The sequence below is a fragment of the Mesorhizobium sp. M0060 genome (genome assembly GCF_040323155.1).
Lineage (GTDB): Bacteria > Pseudomonadota > Alphaproteobacteria > Rhizobiales > Rhizobiaceae > Mesorhizobium.
In genome coordinates, this window is record NZ_JAMYUP010000041.1 from 1 (window position 1) to 15,344 (window position 15,344).

Here is a 15,344-nt window from a genome sequence, read left to right on the forward strand (position 1 = left end):
CGCGGATCACGGCAACGCCGCCCGCCAGCTTGGCGAGACGTTCCTGCAGCTTCTCCTTGTCGTAGTCCGAGGTGGTCTCCTCGATCTGCTGCTTGATCTGGGCGACGCGGCCCTGGATTTCTTCCTTCTTGCCGGCGCCGTCGACGATGGTGGTGTTCTCCTTGGAGATCGACACCTTCTTGGCGCGGCCGAGCATGTCGAGGCCGACATTCTCGAGCTTGATGCCGAGATCTTCGGAAATGACCTGGCCACCGGTGAGGATGGCGATGTCTTCCAGCATGGCCTTACGGCGATCACCGAAGCCCGGCGCCTTGACGGCGGCGATCTTCAGGCCGCCACGCAGCTTGTTGACGACCAGCGTGGCCAGGGCCTCGCCTTCGACATCTTCCGAGATGATGACCAGCGGCTTCGAGGTCTGCACGACGGCCTCGAGGATCGGCAGCATGGCCTGCAGGTTGGAGAGCTTCTTCTCGTGGAGCAGGATGTAGGCGTCTTCCAGATCCGCAACCATCTTTTCGGCGTTGGTGACGAAGTAGGGCGAGAGATAGCCGCGGTCGAACTGCATGCCTTCAACGACTTCGAGCTCGGTCTCGGCGGTCTTGGCTTCCTCGACCGTGATGACGCCCTCATTGCCGACCTTCTGCATCGCTTCCGCGATCATCGAGCCGACCGAAACGTCGCCATTGCCGGCGATGGTGCCGACCTGGGCAACCTCTTCCGAGGTCTTGATCTTCTTGGCGTTCTTGATCAGCGTCGCGACGACGTCGGCGACGGCGAGGTCGATGCCGCGCTTGAGGTCCATCGGGTTCATGCCGGCGGCAACCGACTTGTGGCCTTCCTGGACGATCGACTGTGCCAGAACGGTCGCGGTCGTAGTGCCGTCGCCGGCGATGTCGTTGGTCTTCGAAGCAACTTCGCGGACCATCTGCGCGCCCATGTTTTCGAACTTGTCCTCAAGCTCGATTTCCTTGGCGACGGTGACGCCGTCCTTGGTGATGCGCGGTGCGCCGAACGACTTGTCGATGACGACGTTGCGGCCCTTGGGGCCGAGCGTGACCTTCACCGCGTCGGCGAGGATGTTGACGCCGCGCAGCATGCGCTCACGAGCGTCACGGGAGAATTTTACGTCTTTGGCAGCCATTTGTTACTCCTGGGCATTTCGCCCGAAATTCAGATTGGATGGTGCGGATGAAAGGCGGCGGCCGTGTCAGCCGATGACGCCCATGATGTCCGCTTCCTTCATGATCAGAAGGTCTTCGCCGTTGAGCTTGACTTCGGTGCCCGACCACTTGCCGAACAGGATGCGGTCGCCGGCCTTGACGTCCAGCGGGACGAGCTTGCCGACCTCGTCACGGGCGCCGGAACCGACGGCGATGATCTCGCCTTCCTGCGGCTTTTCCTTAGCCGTATCGGGGATGATGATCCCGCCGGCGGTCTTCGCTTCGGACTCGACGCGGCGAACGACCACGCGGTCATGCAGCGGCCGGAAATTCGACTTTGCCATTTTTGGATTTCCCTGGTGCGGATGTTGAACGGTTCTCCGTTGCCGGAGCGTGGTTAGCACTCACCAGAAGCGAGTGCTAACGCGGCAGTGAGATAGGCCGTAGGCTCCTGCTAGTCAAGACGGAAGAGGGACGGGCGAAGAGCAAAAGAGCGTGGAAGCACCGAGCCTTTTACGTGAACGACGTCGGAGATCGGACATGGATGAGGCGGCTCACCATTTGTAATTGAAGGCTTTATTCATTTGGCACGATAGGTGCAGCGGATGATCCGCAAACGTTGCGCGCGACAAATATGAGAGGTGAGCGCCATCAGGACTCTTGGGGTTAACGGGTCCACTCGGTCTTTACGGTGTTGGCCGCCGCGCGGGCGCCAGGACTCCGGCCATCCCGATAGTCACCAATCCAATCTGCTGAGAACAGGAGGCAAGATGAGAGCGACAGGTCAGCATGAACTCGAATTTGAAATGTTTGGCCGAAGCAACTGCCATCGCCTTGCTCTGGACGGTCACGGCTACGTCGGCGGACGAAGGTATGTGGATGCCGGGCCAGACTGCGGAAGTGGGCGCGGCCATGCGGCGCGGATGGGCTCCAGATCGGTCCCGCCCAGCTGGGCCGTTTGGACGCTGACGCGCTCAACGCGATCGTATCACTGGGCGGATGCTCCGCCTCGTTCGTCAGTCCAGAAGGGCTGGGTCGCAACCAATCGTCACTGCGTGTTCGAATCCATCCGATTCCACAGCAAGGAGGGCTAGGACTATCTCACAGACGGCTTTCTGGGGAAGAGCCCTGGGTGAAGAATTGCCCGCGGCGCCAGGCAGCCGAATCTATGTGATCGAGGACATGCGGATGTGACCGCCGAAATGCTCAAGGGCGTCTCGGACAAGCTGAATGGGTTTGCCCGCTATGAGCGGCTCGCCACGAACCGCAAGGCCCTGGTCGCCGCATGTGAAGGACAGCCCAATCGCCGCTGCGACGTAGGGGTCTATTATGGCGGCGCCTCCTACTATCTCCAGCAGAAGCTCGAAATCGAGGACGTGCGCCTTGTCTATGCGCCCGCGCTCGGCATCGGTAACTTCGGCGGCGAAACGGACAATTGGATGTGGCCGCGCCACACAGGCGACTTCGGCTTTTATCGCGCCTATGTCGCTCCTGATGATTCCTCCCGGCCATATGCGCGCGACAATGTGCCTTACCGGCCGAAGAGTTGGCTACCCATAGCCTGTGAAGGCGTCAAGGAAGGCGACCTTGTGATGGTCGCCGGCTTTCCCGGCGCAACCCACCAGTTCCTGACGGCGGATGAAGTCCGGTTCAACTTCGCGCAATTCGAACCGCGGTTGCAGCGTTCGCTCTCGGATTATGCCGCCCAGATCAACCAGGCAACGGCAGGCAATCGCGAGGCGCAGATCCATTGACCGCCCGCTTCACAAATGGCTCGGCCTAAAACGCATGGGAAAAGCAGAAAAGGCAACAGATCGGCACCAGAATGAATATGGCCGCGCGAACTGACAGACGCGCCAACAATCGGCATCTCGCATGGTCGGTGGCACCGGACGTGGCACCCACCCTGCTGGCGCGACTCCCATCAGGTCGTCGGGGTTTCGCTGGCGAAAAAAACTTCCGTGTGTCTCTGCGCGATTGCTCCCGCTTGCGCGTGCCTAGTCAACCAAAAAACTGACCATCTGCAGGATCAGGATCAGCAAAAAAAAGCCAAAGGCAGACGCCAAAACAGCTGCCTGCAGGACGATGCGTTGTTTCTTACCCACAGTTCCCCCGGGAGAGAGTCTGATGATAACCCTTAAAAAAGGGCGCCCGGGAACAGGGCGCCCTTCTCATCGACGAAATGCTCGGATTGGAGGTCCGTGATCAAGCAATTCGCCGAAAGCCTCTACAAGCCTCACACAATGGTTCAGCCGCAAATTAGGCTCACAGTTACTGCTTCGAACGCGGCAACGGGCTCTTCAATCCTCAGAACGAGCGCTGGAAGCGGAGGAGACCGCCGACGCTGTTCTTCTTGTCGGCATTGGTCCAGTTAGAGAAGTCCACATCCCCGAACTTGCCAGCGTGGAGATAGTCGACTTCGGCCGTGATCGTCAGACCAGGAACGATATCGTAGGCGACATTGGCGGCGATGCCGAGGTTCTTCCACTCGTCATACGCCGCCTGAAGGTTGAAAGAGGTCTTCTCGTTGAACTTGTAGGTGCCGCCGCCCCAGACGGCCCAGTTGCCACCCCACTGCTTGTAGAAGCCGCGACCGCCGGCAGGAATAGCGTAGGTCCCATCGGTTAGGTTGTCGTCGGTCCCATAGCCAGCCATAATGAACAGCGACAGTTCGTTGGTGGCGTTTACATCCAAGCGGACCTTGCCGGCTACCTCTTCGTAGTTGCTGTCGTAAGCCACGACGCCGGTGATGGCGCCCCAGCCCTGCGTGTACTTCACGCCGCCGACAAGATGCGGAACGTAGCTGTCGATCGTGCCGACGACGCCAGACCCCTCTTCGAGCGATACCACGGCGGAGAAGCCATTGCCGGCGTCGAAGTAGTACTGCACGACGTTGGTGTCGAAATCGCCGTAGGGAACGAGCGTATCGTTGAGGACGTTGCCGGCATAGCCGATAAACGTATCGAAGGCCGATTCGTCCTTGCCGACGCGAAGGCCACCGAGTTGGATCCAGGCGAAGTTCAGCGTGATGCCCCTGTTGAAGGCATAGTTCTGGGGACTGTCGGGACCCGAATAGGCGTTGCGGTTACCGAAATTGAATTTGGTCTCGGTGTATGTCTTCAAAGTACCGAGTTCGGTTTCCTGGCCGGTCCAAGTCCTTAGGTCAAAGCGGGCGTTCTTGCGCCAGGTGCCCTGGTCGCTGCCGTCTTGGACGTCGTGGGTCCGCGCCCCATCGTAGGAGCCAACGTCGCCAGCGCTGATGTCGTAACGGACATAGCCGCCGATGCGCAGGCAGGTTTCGGTGCCGGGGATGTAGAAGTAGCCCGAGCCATATACGTCGCAGATCTTGACGTATTCTGCCGGTTCCGGCTCGGCGACCGTCACCGCGTCGGCGGCGCGAGCACCGGAAGCTGCGATCAGAGCCGCAGCTGAGCCGAGAAGAAGGCTCTTGATGTTCATACTTGATCTCCATTCAATGATTTTGAAAGGGGCGAGGACGTCGATGGACGAACCGCTCCCTGCCCCACGATCGAAAAAGATGCGCATCGCAATGCATCCTTCCCGGCTCGAACGCTATTCACCGGGCGAATTAGTGCAAGTTCAAATTCCGTTTGCCAACCATATATAGAAGTATCCGTTGCATTATTGTCACTAAATCCATTGTATTACTTGCACAAATTGAACAACTGTACATTTGAACAAATCGCACAATTGGTACATCTGTTTGTGCGCACTTACATAATGCGCGGAAAGCCATCGGCATCCGGCCAATTGTCAGATAGATTCAATCAGAGAAACAGCCTGGGCGGCGGATGTAACAACTTCTGTGTTCATACCTTCTCTGAGCAATTCGATAGGGACGCGACCCTTGAGAAGAGGCGAGGGGCTGATCAGCCACAGCCAAGCCAGTCTGGGATCGGAGATCGAGGAAAGGACCTGCCTGATTCCGGGCATAGGCCTGCCGTCGATGAACTGAGCTAGGGGAAATACATGCTTCCGGGAGCCTCTCCGAAAGGCAACCACATCATTGTGTCGCTGCCACCAGTACAAAGTGGACCGCGGTATTCCAAAACGTCTCTCAAGATGCGTCGACCCCGCAACTGGACCGGCCCATTCTGCAATGCGCGCGCCTTCTCTCGGGCAATCTTTCAGAACCGGATGCCCGAGCGGATGATCGGCTGCCCGTGGTCGCGAAGCGATCTCACCCGCCTGGGCGTTTAGCCGTCGCGCTGCTTCGGCCTCGAGCCTACCAAGAAATTCGGCGGCCACGGCGGTCAATTCGTTGGAAGGAGAACCCGAAGGCGCAACAGCAGCCTTGTCACCCTGCTTCGCCTCATCGCATTGGGCAAGAATGCGCTGCACCTCCCTCATGACAAAGCTTGAAAGCTCGGTCTGGCGTTTTTCATCCCCAAGATCATTCGACGCGGACATATCTGGCTTTCCCAATAGCATTCCCTCAGCAAGCCTCCGAAAGAGCGTTGAAGACATGAAGTTTGGGGGACGGCGATGTGTTGCGTTTTCGTATGCGCGCAACCTAGCAGCCGTCTTGCGGCTTCAACTTTTGCCTCTCAATAAAAAAGGGAAGAACATCAATGGACGACCGTCTTGCCCCCACGATCGAAACAGACGCACATCGCAGTGCACGCTTCACAGTGGGACGCTATCCGCGACGCTCATTTGTGCAAGTTTAAAGTTTAGCTTGCCAGCTTTATATAATTAGACGTTTCTTTTATGCAACACTTTTCCAAGTGTTACTTGCACAAATCGAACGTATTGCACATTTAGACGAACTGTACATTCGACAGCGACTTTGACGCACGCGTTTACTGGCGGTATACATCCTTCACCGTTGCCGCAAGGCATTGGCCCACTCGCGCGGCACCTCCTTCACGACAAAGGTTGAAAGCCCGTCCTCGGGCGTTTCATTTACAAGATCACTTCGATCCACTCATACGGGCTTCCCGAGCGAGACCGTGGGTTCGGACGGTGCGAATGAATTTCTCGTTATAATCGAATTGATTATAAGGGTATATTTCTACGTTGAGTATAAAGGATGTCAAGCCCGCGCCAGCGGCAATTTTGTCCGGGCGACCGCCGTTTCGTCGAGGACATGGTGGCGGAAGCGATAAAGCTTCGCCGGCCGACCGCCGGTGTCAAAAGCACTTTCGCCGGTCTCCTCCACCAGTTCCTGCTGCTCCATCAACCGGCGAAAGTTCTGCTGAAGCGCCCCTGCCGATGTAGTCGTCAACGCCGTCCGCGTCAGCGCATTGCCATCGGCGAGAAGCCAACGACATTGTTGATGACGAACGTAACGATCCGCGGCTTCAGAGAGGAATGCGCGCTTCGTCCAGATGGATGGAGTGGGCTGGCAGGTCCGGGCGGCCGCGCCGTTGAGGATGCAGCATCGAGAGCCGCGCTCGCCGAGGATGACATAGGTCGAGATTCGCGCGCCGGAAGTCTTGCTCCATGTCTCCACGAATCCATTGGCAGGATCCCGGCTTCTTCGCAGTGGTCAGGGTCGAGCGTTATCGAACCGTGGTAGTTGAGGTTTGCTTCGGTGACGTGGCTGCCGTGCAGCTTGCCGGCGACTATTTTTCGCATTGGTCCCGTTGTCCTATTCATCTCACAAAGTCAGTCCTGATGTTGAGCAGCTTCGCTGGGCTAAATCCCGACGAGGAGCGCCCCGCCGCTGAGTCCCGCACCTGCCGCCGCCAGGAGTATTTTCTTGCCCGGCCGAAACGGCTCCGCTTCATTGGCGAGCGACAGTGAGAGCGGGATCGTCGCGGCGGAAGAGTTGCCATATTCGGCGATCGTCTTGACGATCAGGTGATCGGCAACGCCGAGGTTTCGCCCGACCGCATCGAAAATGCGAGCATTGGCCTGATGCGGCACGAACCGGTCGACATCCTGTGGTCGCACTCCGGCAGCGGCTAGCGCGCTTATCGAGCAATCGGTCATCATCTCGACGGCCTTGGCGAATACTTCGCGGCCGTCGGTTATCGTCATTCGCGTTTGCGCGAGGTCGAGGTCACCGTGGAACGGGATGTTGCTTCCTCCTGCGGGAATCTGGATCAGCCCGTATCGCGAGCCGTCCGAATCCACGGAGGCACCGAGAATCCCCCGATCAGTATCCTCGCACGGACCGATCACGAGGGCGCCGGCGGCATCGGCAAACAGCACGGCGCTGGCGCGCTCAGAGGGATTGATGCGGCGGCTGAGGATATTGGCGGCGATAACAAGGCTCGCTTTGCCGTGCAGGCGGGTGAACCCGTCCGCAAACATCAGCGCATAGATGAAGCCGGCGCAGGCGCCGGTGAGATCGATCGCGCCGGCGCGGCCGAGCCCCAGCCGATGTGCGACCAGGGGCGCGCTGGGCGGCAGGAGGTGATCGGGCGTCGAGGTGGCAAGCAGCAGCAGACCGATGTCGTGGCGCGCAATGCCGGCGCTGGCCAGCGCCATCGCGCCGGCCTGCGCAGCAAGACCAGACAGCGTGTCTTCGTCCGTTGCCCAGAAGCGCGACCGGATTCCAGTACGCCGCTCGATCCAGCCCGGTTCGAGGCCGAGATTGTTCTCAATTTCGGCATTCGCCACCTTTCGGCCAGGCGCATGATGGCCAAACCCGAGAAGGCGCGACAACCTGCTCATGGCTTTGAGCCGAAGCGTTCGCCGGCCTCCTCGATCGCGTCATGGAGCCGATCGAGCTCGTCGCCGGTGACGCAATAGGGCGGCAGGAGATAAAGGACATTGCCGAGCGGGCGCACAAGCAGGCCGAGCTCGAGGAAAAAGGCCCGCAGCTTAGGTCCGATCTCGGCCAGATAGCCGGCAGAGCCGGCGCGCAGGTCGAGAGCCAGGATCGTGCCGATCGCGCGGCTGTCGGTGAAGTTGGCATTGTCGCGAAAGCGTCGAAACCCGGCGGCCTGTCTCTCGCTCAAGGCCGCGATCCGCTCGACCACCGGCTCGTCACGCCAGATCTCGACATTGGCGAATGCTGCCGCGCAGGCAATCGGATTGGCCGTGTAGGAACTCGAGTGGAAAAACGTCTTCTTGCGATCCGCCGAACAATGAGCATGGAAGATGGCATCGGTGGCAAGCGTGGCGGCCAGCGGGATTGCGCCACCGGTCAGGCCCTTCGAGGTGCACAGCATGTCCGGACAGATGTTCGCCTGCTCGCAGGCGAACATGCTCCCGGTGCGGCCCCAGCCGGTCATCACCTCGTCGGCGATCAGCAGCGTGCCGGAGGCTTCGGCAATCTTCTTCAATCCGGTCACAACCGAGGCCGGATACATCAGCATGCCGCCGGCGCCAAGCACGAGCGGTTCGACGATCAGCGCGGCGGCGCGCCGGTCGCGGCTGACGGCCTCGAATCTATCCAGCGTTTCCTGCTCGCGGCCGGCGGCCGGGAAGGGAATGGTGTCGACCTCGAACAGCAAGGGTTCGTAGGCGGCGTTGAACACGCCACGGGCACCGACGCTCATCGTGCCGATCGTGTCGCCGTGATAGCTGTGCTCCATGACGACGATGCGCGAGCGAGGCGCGCCGATGTTGCGGAAATAGCCGAGCGCCATCTTCAGCGCGACTTCGACGCTGGTCGAGCCGCTGTCGGAATAGAACACCCAGTCGAGTCCGGCGGGAGCGAGTCCGACAAGCGCCTTGGCCAAGCATTCGGCAGGCTCGTGCGTGAAACCTGCGAAGATGATCTGGTCGAGGCTCGAGGCGGTCGTCTCGATTGCCTTCATAATGCGGGGATGGCGGTGGCCATGGGTGACGACCCACCAGGAGGAAATGGCGTCCAGAATGCGCTCGCCATTGGCTTTGTGGAGATAGGCGCCTTCAGTCAGGACGATTTCAGGGATCGCCGGCTCGAGCGCGTGCTGGGTGAAGGGGTGCCACACACGGGATTGCGGCATCATTCGCCTCCGGCAATCAAAGCGAGGTCGAAGCCGGCAAGCATCGCTTGTCTCAGCGTTTTGTCCGTCAGCGGATCGAGGTGCGGCAGCCTGCCGAGTTGCGGCACGTCGCCGAATTCCACGATCGTCCGTTGCGTATCGGTCATCTCATCGCCGATGAAGGCGATGCCAGCCAGCGGGATAGCGCGCGCCCGCAGTGCCTCGATCGACAGCAGGGTGTGATTGATTGTTCCGAGCGCGGTGCGGGCGCACAGAATGACCGGCAAGTGCCATTGCTCGAATATGTCGATGAACCTTGTCCGGCGGTTCAGCGGCACCATCAGCCCGCCGGCGCCTTCGATGACGAGCGGTGTCGGCAGGACCGGAAACGAAAGATCGGCAGCCTCGATCGAAACGTCGTCGATTTCGGCCGAACGATGCGGCGAAAGCGGGCTCTTCAAGCGGTAGGCTTCCGGCAGCACGCGCCCCGACGGCAGCCCGGCAAGTCGCGCAACCGCCTCGCTGTCGGTCTCGCCGTCGAGGCCCGATTGCACCGGCTTCCAGTAGAAACCGTCAAGCAGGCCGGCAAGCCCGGCCGAAAACACCGTCTTGCCAATTCCGGTGTCTGTTCCGGTGATGACGATGCGCTTGGTCATGTCGCCTCCGGTCATGTCTGGGCCAACGCCTCGACGAGCGCCTCGACCATGGCGGAAATGTCGGCTTCGCCGATATTGAGCGTCAGTGAGATGCGCAGCCGCGACGTGCCCTCGGGTACGGTCGGCGGACGAATGCCGCGTATGTCGAAGCCGCGGCCCTGCAGGCGCGCCGCCACTGCCATGGTGCGGCTGACGTCGCCGATGACAACTGGCTGGATCTGCGAGCCGCTTGGTATCACGCCGCAGCGATCGGCCAGTTGGCGGCCTGCGAGGGCAACGCGTTCATGCAGCTGAACACGGCGCATAGGCTCGTCGGCGAGCATTGCGAGCGCTTCGCGCGCCGCGACCGCCATCAGCGGCGATGGCGCGGTGGCGTAGATGAATGGCCGGCAACGGTTGATCAGATACTCGCACAGTGTCCTCGGCCCGGTCACGAGCCCACCACATGCGCCGAGCGCCTTGCCGCAGGTGTGGAGCGCGACGATGTTGTCGCGGCCCTCGAAAGCGGCGGCCAGCCCCCGGCCGTCCGGTCCCCAGACGCCGGTGGCATGCGCCTCGTCAACGATGATGAATGCGTTGTGCCGATCGGCAAGCGCGGCCAGGCTCTCCAAAGGCGCGCAGTCGCCATCCATGCTGTAAAGGCTTTCCACTGCGATCCAGACGCATCCCATGCCGCCTTCGGCGCGCCAACGCTTGATCGCATCGTCGACAGCATCGACGTCGTTGTGCGCGGCCAGCTTGAACTCGGCACGTCCGGCCTGTGCCCCCTCATGCATGCTGGCATGGGCGAGCTCATCGAGGACCAAAAGGTCGCCCTTCTGCGGCAGCGCCGTCAGCAGAGCGAAGTTGGCGATGTAGCCGCTGCCGAAGAACAGCGCGCGGTCGGCTCCAAAGAATGCCGCCGCGTCTGCCTCGAGCTGCTCGTGTTCCGGTGCATTGCCGCGCAACAGCCGCGACCCGGTGGCGCCAACCGACGTGCCCCGCGCAATCGCCGCCGCAACCGCTTCGCCAAGTCTTTTGGAGGCGGCAAGCCCGAGATAGTCGTTCGACGAGAAGTCGCGCCCGGCGCGCGGCTTCAGCGTCCGCAGCCGGTCCTTGCGCGCCAGTCCCTGCAAGGTCGCCTCATAGCGGGCAAGCGGTGCCCCGTTCATTGCGCCTCGAGTTCCATCGGCTCGATGCCAAGGCGCCGGAACAGCAGGGTATCCTTGTCCTCACCGGGATTGTCCGCCGTCAGCAGCGTGTCGCCGACGAAGATCGAGTTGGCGCCGGCAAAAAAGCACAGCGCCTGCATCTCGTCGGTCATGGCCGTACGGCCGGCGGAAAGACGGATATGCGATTTCGGCATCATGATGCGCGCCAGCGCGATCACGCGCACGAATTCGATCGGCTCGATGGGCTTGGCGTCGGCAAGCGGGGTGCCGGGGATCGGGATCAGCATGTTGATCGGAACGCTTTGCGGATGTTCCGGCAGGTTGGCCAGCGTCACCAGCATGCCGATCCGGTCCACCGGCTCCTCGCCCATGCCGACAATGCCGCCGCAGCAGACCTTGATGCCGGATTGGCGAACGTGCTCGAGCGTCTCGAGCCGCTCGGCAAAGCTCCGCGTGCTGATGATCTCGCTATAGTAGCGTTCCGACGTATCGATGTTGTGGTTGTAAAAGTCGAGACCAGCCTGCTTCAGTCGAGCGGCTTGCTCAAGATCGAGCATGCCGAGCGTCATGCAGGTCTCCATGCCCAGCGCCTTGACGCCTTCGACCATCGCCACCACCGCATCCATGTCGCGCGCCTTGGGGTTTCGCCAGGCCGCGCCCATGCAATAGCGGGTTGCGCCGGCGTCACGCGCCTTGGTCGCCTCGGCGACGACGCGCCGGACCTCCATCAGCTTCGACGCCTTCAGGCCGGTCTCGTGCTGCGCCGACTGGCTACAATAGCCGCAATCCTCCGGACATCCGCCTGTCTTGATGCTGAGCAGCCGGCTGAGCTGGACCTTGTTGGGATCGAAATTCTGGCGGTGCACGGTTTGCGCGAGGAAGAGGAGATTGTTGAAGGGGGCATCGTGAAGTGCCTGAGCCTTCTCCAGGGTCCACGCTCCAGGGTCAGGGGATTGAGCCTGTGGCGATGTCTGCGTTGGACTGGCTGTTTGCATGTCCATGCTGTTCCTCCGGTTCTGCCTTGCTTTGCTGTCTGTTTGACGACGATCGGAAAGGACAGTTGATTCGATCCTGTTCGTTCCTCAGACAATCATGAGCCCCAATAGTCGAGGCCGATATCCAGGATCGGCGCGCTGTGGGTCAGTCCGCCGACCGAAATCAGATCAACGCCGGTCGCGGCAATCGCTCGCGCTGTATCGGATGCGATCCCGCCAGAAGCCTCGGTGATAGCACGGCCGCCAACGATTGCGACGGCCCGGCGAAGATCGGCGAGGGACATGTTGTCGAGCAGAACCGCATCGGGAGCGAAGCCAAGTACCTCCTCCAATTGGGCCAGCGTATCGACCTCGACTTCGATCTTGACGAGATGACCGGCCTGTCTTCGTGCTCGCTCGAGCGCCGGGCGAACGCCGCCTGCGATGGCGATGTGGTTGTCCTTGATCAGAATTGCGTCGTCGAGGCCGAAACGGTGATTGGATCCGCCACCCGCGCGCACCGCATACTTTTCGACTGCCCGCAATCCGGGCGTCGTCTTGCGCGTGCAGACGATCTTCGCGCCATATCCACGAACCGCAGCGACGATCGATGCCGTTGCTGTAGCGATGCCGCTCAGATGGCACAAAAAATTGAGTGCCGTCCGTTCGGCTGTGAGAATGGCCCGGGCAGGGCCAACCACTGATGCAATGACCTCTCCATCCATGACATTGCAGCCGTCTGCCCGCTCCACCGAAATTTCGACATCAGGATCAATCAAGCGGAAAGCGAGCATCGCCAGATCGAGGCCGGCGACAACTCCGGACTGGCGCGCCGCCAGCACGGTTCCCGCTTGGTGTTCCTTCGGCACGATGGCCTCCGTGGTCAAGTCGCCGGCTCTGCCAAGGTCTTCAAGAAGAGCTGCCCTTACAAGCGGCTCAAGCATGACAGTGGGAAGCGGTGAGAGCGTCATCACTTTGCCCCTTCGAGGCTTGGCGAGTTTCCGAGTTCCCGCGCAGCGGCCAAGGCGGCTTCGAGGGTGATTTCGGACCGTCGGGCGACAGTCGCATGATGAGGAAAGTCTGTCCGGTAATGAGCGCCGCGGCTTTCTTCGCGCAACAGGGCGGCAACCGCGATCATTAGCCCGACAGCCGCCGGATCCGAGGCCGCGTCCTTGCTTTCGGCGAGCGGCAACAAGGCATATGCGGCTGCTTTCAAACCTTCACCATCCCGGACGATGCCGAGTGCGCGCGACAGGAAAACACGCACGGGTGTCGGCGCGGGCGATGGGTAAACGTCCGCAAACGCAGGCTTTGTTCTGCGAGCAGGCGTTCCGGCGACACTTTCAGCGACCCAGCGCGCGCACACGACGGCCTCGGTCAAGGAATTGCTGGCGAGCCTGTTGGCGCCATGCAGTCCTGTCGAAGCGACTTCGCCGCAGGCCCACAGCCCCTTGACGGAGGTCCTACCGGAGCCGTCCACGGCGACGCCACCCATGTGGTAGTGTTGGGCCGGACGAATGGGGATGAGATCGCGCGCGGGATTGATGCCGGCTCCACGACAGGCTGATGCGATTGTCGGGAAGTGTCGAGCAAATTCCGGGCCAGGCCGTTGCCGCGCGTCGAGAAAAACACGGTGGCCGTTGGCAAGATGGTTCCAGACGGCGCGCGCCAAGACATCACGAGGCGCGAGTTCCGCCCCTGGCACGCTCTGGAGAAAAGCTTGGCCGGTTTCGTCGATCAGGGCAGCACCTTCGCCGCGGACGGCCTCGCTGAGCAGCACCATAGGGCGTTCCGGGCCGTCAAGCGCGGTCGGGTGGAACTGGATGAACTCGAGGTCGGCAAGGACAGCTCCAGCGCGGGCCGCAAGCGCCAGGCCCTGTCCACAACTGCCCGAAGGATTCGTGGTGTCGAGAAACAGTCCCCCGATCCCACCGGTGGCGAGGACGACCCGCCGTGAGCCGAAGAAGACAGGTCCTATCGAACCGCTCGCCCAGACGCCTCGGATCGCATTCTCTCGCACCGCCAGCCGGCGCGCTTCCACGCCCTCCACGACAACGATCGAGGGAGTGGAACGCACAGCCGCGATCAGGGCACGCATGATCTCACGCCCGGTGCCGTCACCATGCGCATGAACGATGCGACGTCGGCTGTGTGCGGCCTCCAATCCGAGGCACAGTGATCCTTTCGGCGTACGGTCGAAGGGAACCCCAAAGCCCGCAAGCCCCTCTATCGCCTTGGGCGCGGCTTGGAGGATGCGGCTCGCCACGTCTCTGTCGCAGAGACCATCCCCGGCGGCAAGCGTATCGGCCAGGTGCAGTGCCGGATCGTCGTCTTCGCCGAAACTTGCAGCCAGACCACCCTGTGCCCAGGTGCTTGAATTGTCAGCTCCCAGCAGCGTCCTGGACAGAAGCAGCACCGGCTCCGGCGCCAGTTGAAGCGCGGTCATCAGTCCGGCGATGCCGCCGCCGATGATGATGGGCCGCCCGAAGAAGCTGCTGACATCGGCGCTCAAATTGCCAGCATCCGTTCGACCGCAAGCCGCGCGCGCCCGGCGATCCCGGGTTCGATGGTTACGATATGGTGGTTCTGCTCGAGCGCCATGCGGATGTTGGCAAGCGTGATCCGCTTCATGTGCGGGCACAAATTGCAGGGCCGGATGAACTCGACCTGTGGGTGCGCTAACGCGACGTTGTCGCTCATCGAACATTCCGTCATCAGCACGACACGTGCCGGCCTTTGCCTTTCGACATAGTCGGACATGGCAGCGGTCGAGCCGGAAAAATCTGCTTCAGCCACGACGTCGGGCGGGCATTCGGGATGCGCGAGCACGATCACGCCGGGATGGCTTTCGCGCAACTGGCGGATATCGGCCGGTGTAAAGCGCTCATGCACCTCGCAATGCCCTTTCCAGGCGATGATCTGCACATCGGTCTGCGCGGCGATATTCTGGGCCAGATATTCGTCCGGCAACATGAGCACCTGGGGAACGCCAAGGGATTGGACGACCGCCTTGGCGTTGCCGGATGTACAGCAGATATCCGACTCGGCTTTCACTTCGGCCGACGTGTTGACATAAGTGATGATCGGCACGCCGGGATAACGCTGGCGCATCAAGCGCACGTCTTCTGCCGTGATCGATTCCGCCAACGAACAGCCTGCCCGCAGGTCGGGAATGAGCACCGTCTTTTGCGGATTGAGCAGCTTGGCCGTTTCGGCCATGAAATGTACGCCGGCCAGCACGATGACTTGCGCCTCGATCGTCGCAGCCGTGCGGGCCAGTGCCAAGCTGTCGCCGACGATGTCGGCCACGCAATGGAAGATCTCGGGGGTCTGATAGTTGTGCGCCAGGATGATGGCGTTGCGCTCGCGCTTCAGTGCAAGGATCGCCTCGATATCCTCGACGAAAGCCGGCCATTCGATCGGCGGGATCACTCGTCGGACGCGCTCGTAGAGAAACGCGGTCGCAGGCAGCATGGCGCTCATCGACCCCTCCAGCTTATACTCTAGTTGAAAATAA

The 15,344-nt window shown here is 61.3% G+C and carries 14 protein-coding genes and 2 pseudogenes; 2 read left to right on the forward strand and 14 right to left on the reverse strand.

What is annotated here, in order from left to right; all coding sequences use genetic code 11:
* Positions 1–1,141 (reverse strand): chaperonin GroEL (gene groL, locus NKJ94_RS27250; protein ID WP_352529499.1); only part of this gene is annotated, 1,141 nt, incomplete at its 3' end.
* Positions 1,142–1,207: 66 nt separating this feature from the next.
* Complete coding sequence (groES, locus tag NKJ94_RS27255) at positions 1,208–1,504, reverse strand: co-chaperone GroES (protein WP_352458515.1); 297 nt, start codon at positions 1,502–1,504, stop codon at positions 1,208–1,210.
* 614 nt (positions 1,505–2,118) lie between these two features.
* Between groES and NKJ94_RS27260 the strand changes: the two genes are divergently transcribed.
* Together NKJ94_RS27260 and NKJ94_RS27265 are read left to right on the forward strand one after the other, a co-directional pair.
* Positions 2,119–2,334, forward strand: coding sequence for a hypothetical protein (locus tag NKJ94_RS27260; RefSeq protein WP_352529501.1), 216 nt, complete (start codon positions 2,119–2,121; stop codon positions 2,332–2,334).
* Between the two features lie 16 nt (positions 2,335–2,350).
* On the forward strand, positions 2,351–2,914 hold the full coding sequence (locus tag NKJ94_RS27265) for a S46 family peptidase (protein ID WP_352529503.1): 564 nt from the start codon (positions 2,351–2,353) through the stop codon (positions 2,912–2,914).
* Positions 2,915–3,467: 553 nt separating this feature from the next.
* Here NKJ94_RS27265 and NKJ94_RS27270 read toward each other — a convergent pair.
* From NKJ94_RS27270 to nadA, 12 genes and pseudogenes are all read right to left on the reverse strand, one after another.
* Positions 3,468–4,619, reverse strand: a complete 1,152-nt coding sequence (locus NKJ94_RS27270) for a porin (protein WP_352492857.1) — start codon at positions 4,617–4,619, stop codon at positions 3,468–3,470.
* Between the two features lie 315 nt (positions 4,620–4,934).
* Positions 4,935–5,591, reverse strand: a complete 657-nt coding sequence (locus tag NKJ94_RS27275) for an antitoxin Xre/MbcA/ParS-like domain-containing protein (RefSeq protein WP_352529505.1) — start codon at positions 5,589–5,591, stop codon at positions 4,935–4,937.
* Between the two features lie 625 nt (positions 5,592–6,216).
* Positions 6,217–6,423, reverse strand: a pseudogene (locus NKJ94_RS27280) (NrtR DNA-binding winged helix domain-containing protein); the annotation flags it as partial.
* Between the two features lie 29 nt (positions 6,424–6,452).
* Positions 6,453–6,761, reverse strand: a pseudogene (locus NKJ94_RS27285) (aspartate 1-decarboxylase); the annotation flags it as partial.
* A gap of 60 nt (positions 6,762–6,821) precedes the next feature.
* Entirely contained in the window at positions 6,822–7,805 is a 984-nt protein-coding gene (bioZ, locus tag NKJ94_RS27290) for a 3-oxopimeloyl-[acyl-carrier-protein] synthase BioZ (RefSeq protein ID WP_352529507.1), read from the reverse strand.
* Positions 7,802–9,067 (reverse strand): adenosylmethionine--8-amino-7-oxononanoate transaminase, encoded by a 1,266-nt coding sequence (locus NKJ94_RS27295; RefSeq protein ID WP_352529545.1) that lies wholly within the window; start codon positions 9,065–9,067, stop codon positions 7,802–7,804. Before NKJ94_RS27295 ends, bioZ begins: the two co-directional genes overlap by 4 nt.
* A complete protein-coding gene (gene bioD / locus NKJ94_RS27300; RefSeq protein ID WP_352529509.1) occupies positions 9,067–9,702 on the reverse strand; it encodes a dethiobiotin synthase in 636 nt (211 codons plus the stop codon). Before bioD ends, NKJ94_RS27295 begins: the two co-directional genes overlap by 1 nt.
* Before the next feature lie 11 nt (positions 9,703–9,713).
* Positions 9,714–10,853, reverse strand: coding sequence for an 8-amino-7-oxononanoate synthase (locus NKJ94_RS27305; protein ID WP_352529511.1), 1,140 nt, complete (start codon positions 10,851–10,853; stop codon positions 9,714–9,716).
* A complete protein-coding gene (gene bioB / locus NKJ94_RS27310; protein WP_352529547.1) occupies positions 10,850–11,848 on the reverse strand; it encodes a biotin synthase BioB in 999 nt (332 codons plus the stop codon). Before bioB ends, NKJ94_RS27305 begins: the two co-directional genes overlap by 4 nt.
* 95 nt (positions 11,849–11,943) lie before the next feature.
* Entirely contained in the window at positions 11,944–12,798 is an 855-nt protein-coding gene (gene nadC, locus NKJ94_RS27315; RefSeq protein ID WP_352529513.1) for a carboxylating nicotinate-nucleotide diphosphorylase, read from the reverse strand.
* Positions 12,798–14,339: an L-aspartate oxidase gene (locus tag NKJ94_RS27320; RefSeq protein ID WP_352529515.1), complete on the reverse strand. Its 1,542-nt coding sequence runs from the start codon at positions 14,337–14,339 to the stop codon at positions 12,798–12,800. Before NKJ94_RS27320 ends, nadC begins: the two co-directional genes overlap by 1 nt.
* Positions 14,336–15,310, reverse strand: coding sequence for a quinolinate synthase NadA (nadA, locus tag NKJ94_RS27325; protein WP_352529517.1), 975 nt, complete (start codon positions 15,308–15,310; stop codon positions 14,336–14,338). Before nadA ends, NKJ94_RS27320 begins: the two co-directional genes overlap by 4 nt.
* Positions 15,311–15,344: the final 34 nt, after the last annotated feature.

Excerpts from the sequence above, each read along its gene's own strand:
- groES (WP_352458515.1), bottom strand. The coding sequence starts at position 1,504 with ATGGCAAAGTCGAATTTCCGGCCGCTGCATGACCGCGTGGTCGTTCGC.
- NKJ94_RS27270 (WP_352492857.1), bottom strand. The coding sequence starts at position 4,619 with ATGAACATCAAGAGCCTTCTTCTCGGCTCAGCTGCGGCTCTGATCGCA.
- NKJ94_RS27275 (WP_352529505.1), bottom strand. The coding sequence starts at position 5,591 with ATGTCCGCGTCGAATGATCTTGGGGATGAAAAACGCCAGACCGAGCTT.
- bioZ (WP_352529507.1), bottom strand. The coding sequence starts at position 7,805 with ATGAGCAGGTTGTCGCGCCTTCTCGGGTTTGGCCATCATGCGCCTGGC.
- NKJ94_RS27295 (WP_352529545.1), bottom strand. The coding sequence starts at position 9,067 with ATGCCGCAATCCCGTGTGTGGCACCCCTTCACCCAGCACGCGCTCGAG.
- bioD (WP_352529509.1), bottom strand. The coding sequence starts at position 9,702 with ATGACCAAGCGCATCGTCATCACCGGAACAGACACCGGAATTGGCAAG.
- NKJ94_RS27305 (WP_352529511.1), bottom strand. The coding sequence starts at position 10,853 with ATGAACGGGGCACCGCTTGCCCGCTATGAGGCGACCTTGCAGGGACTG.
- bioB (WP_352529547.1), bottom strand. The coding sequence starts at position 11,848 with ATGCAAACAGCCAGTCCAACGCAGACATCGCCACAGGCTCAATCCCCT.
- nadC (WP_352529513.1), bottom strand. The coding sequence starts at position 12,798 with ATGACGCTCTCACCGCTTCCCACTGTCATGCTTGAGCCGCTTGTAAGG.
- nadA (WP_352529517.1), bottom strand. The coding sequence starts at position 15,310 with ATGAGCGCCATGCTGCCTGCGACCGCGTTTCTCTACGAGCGCGTCCGA.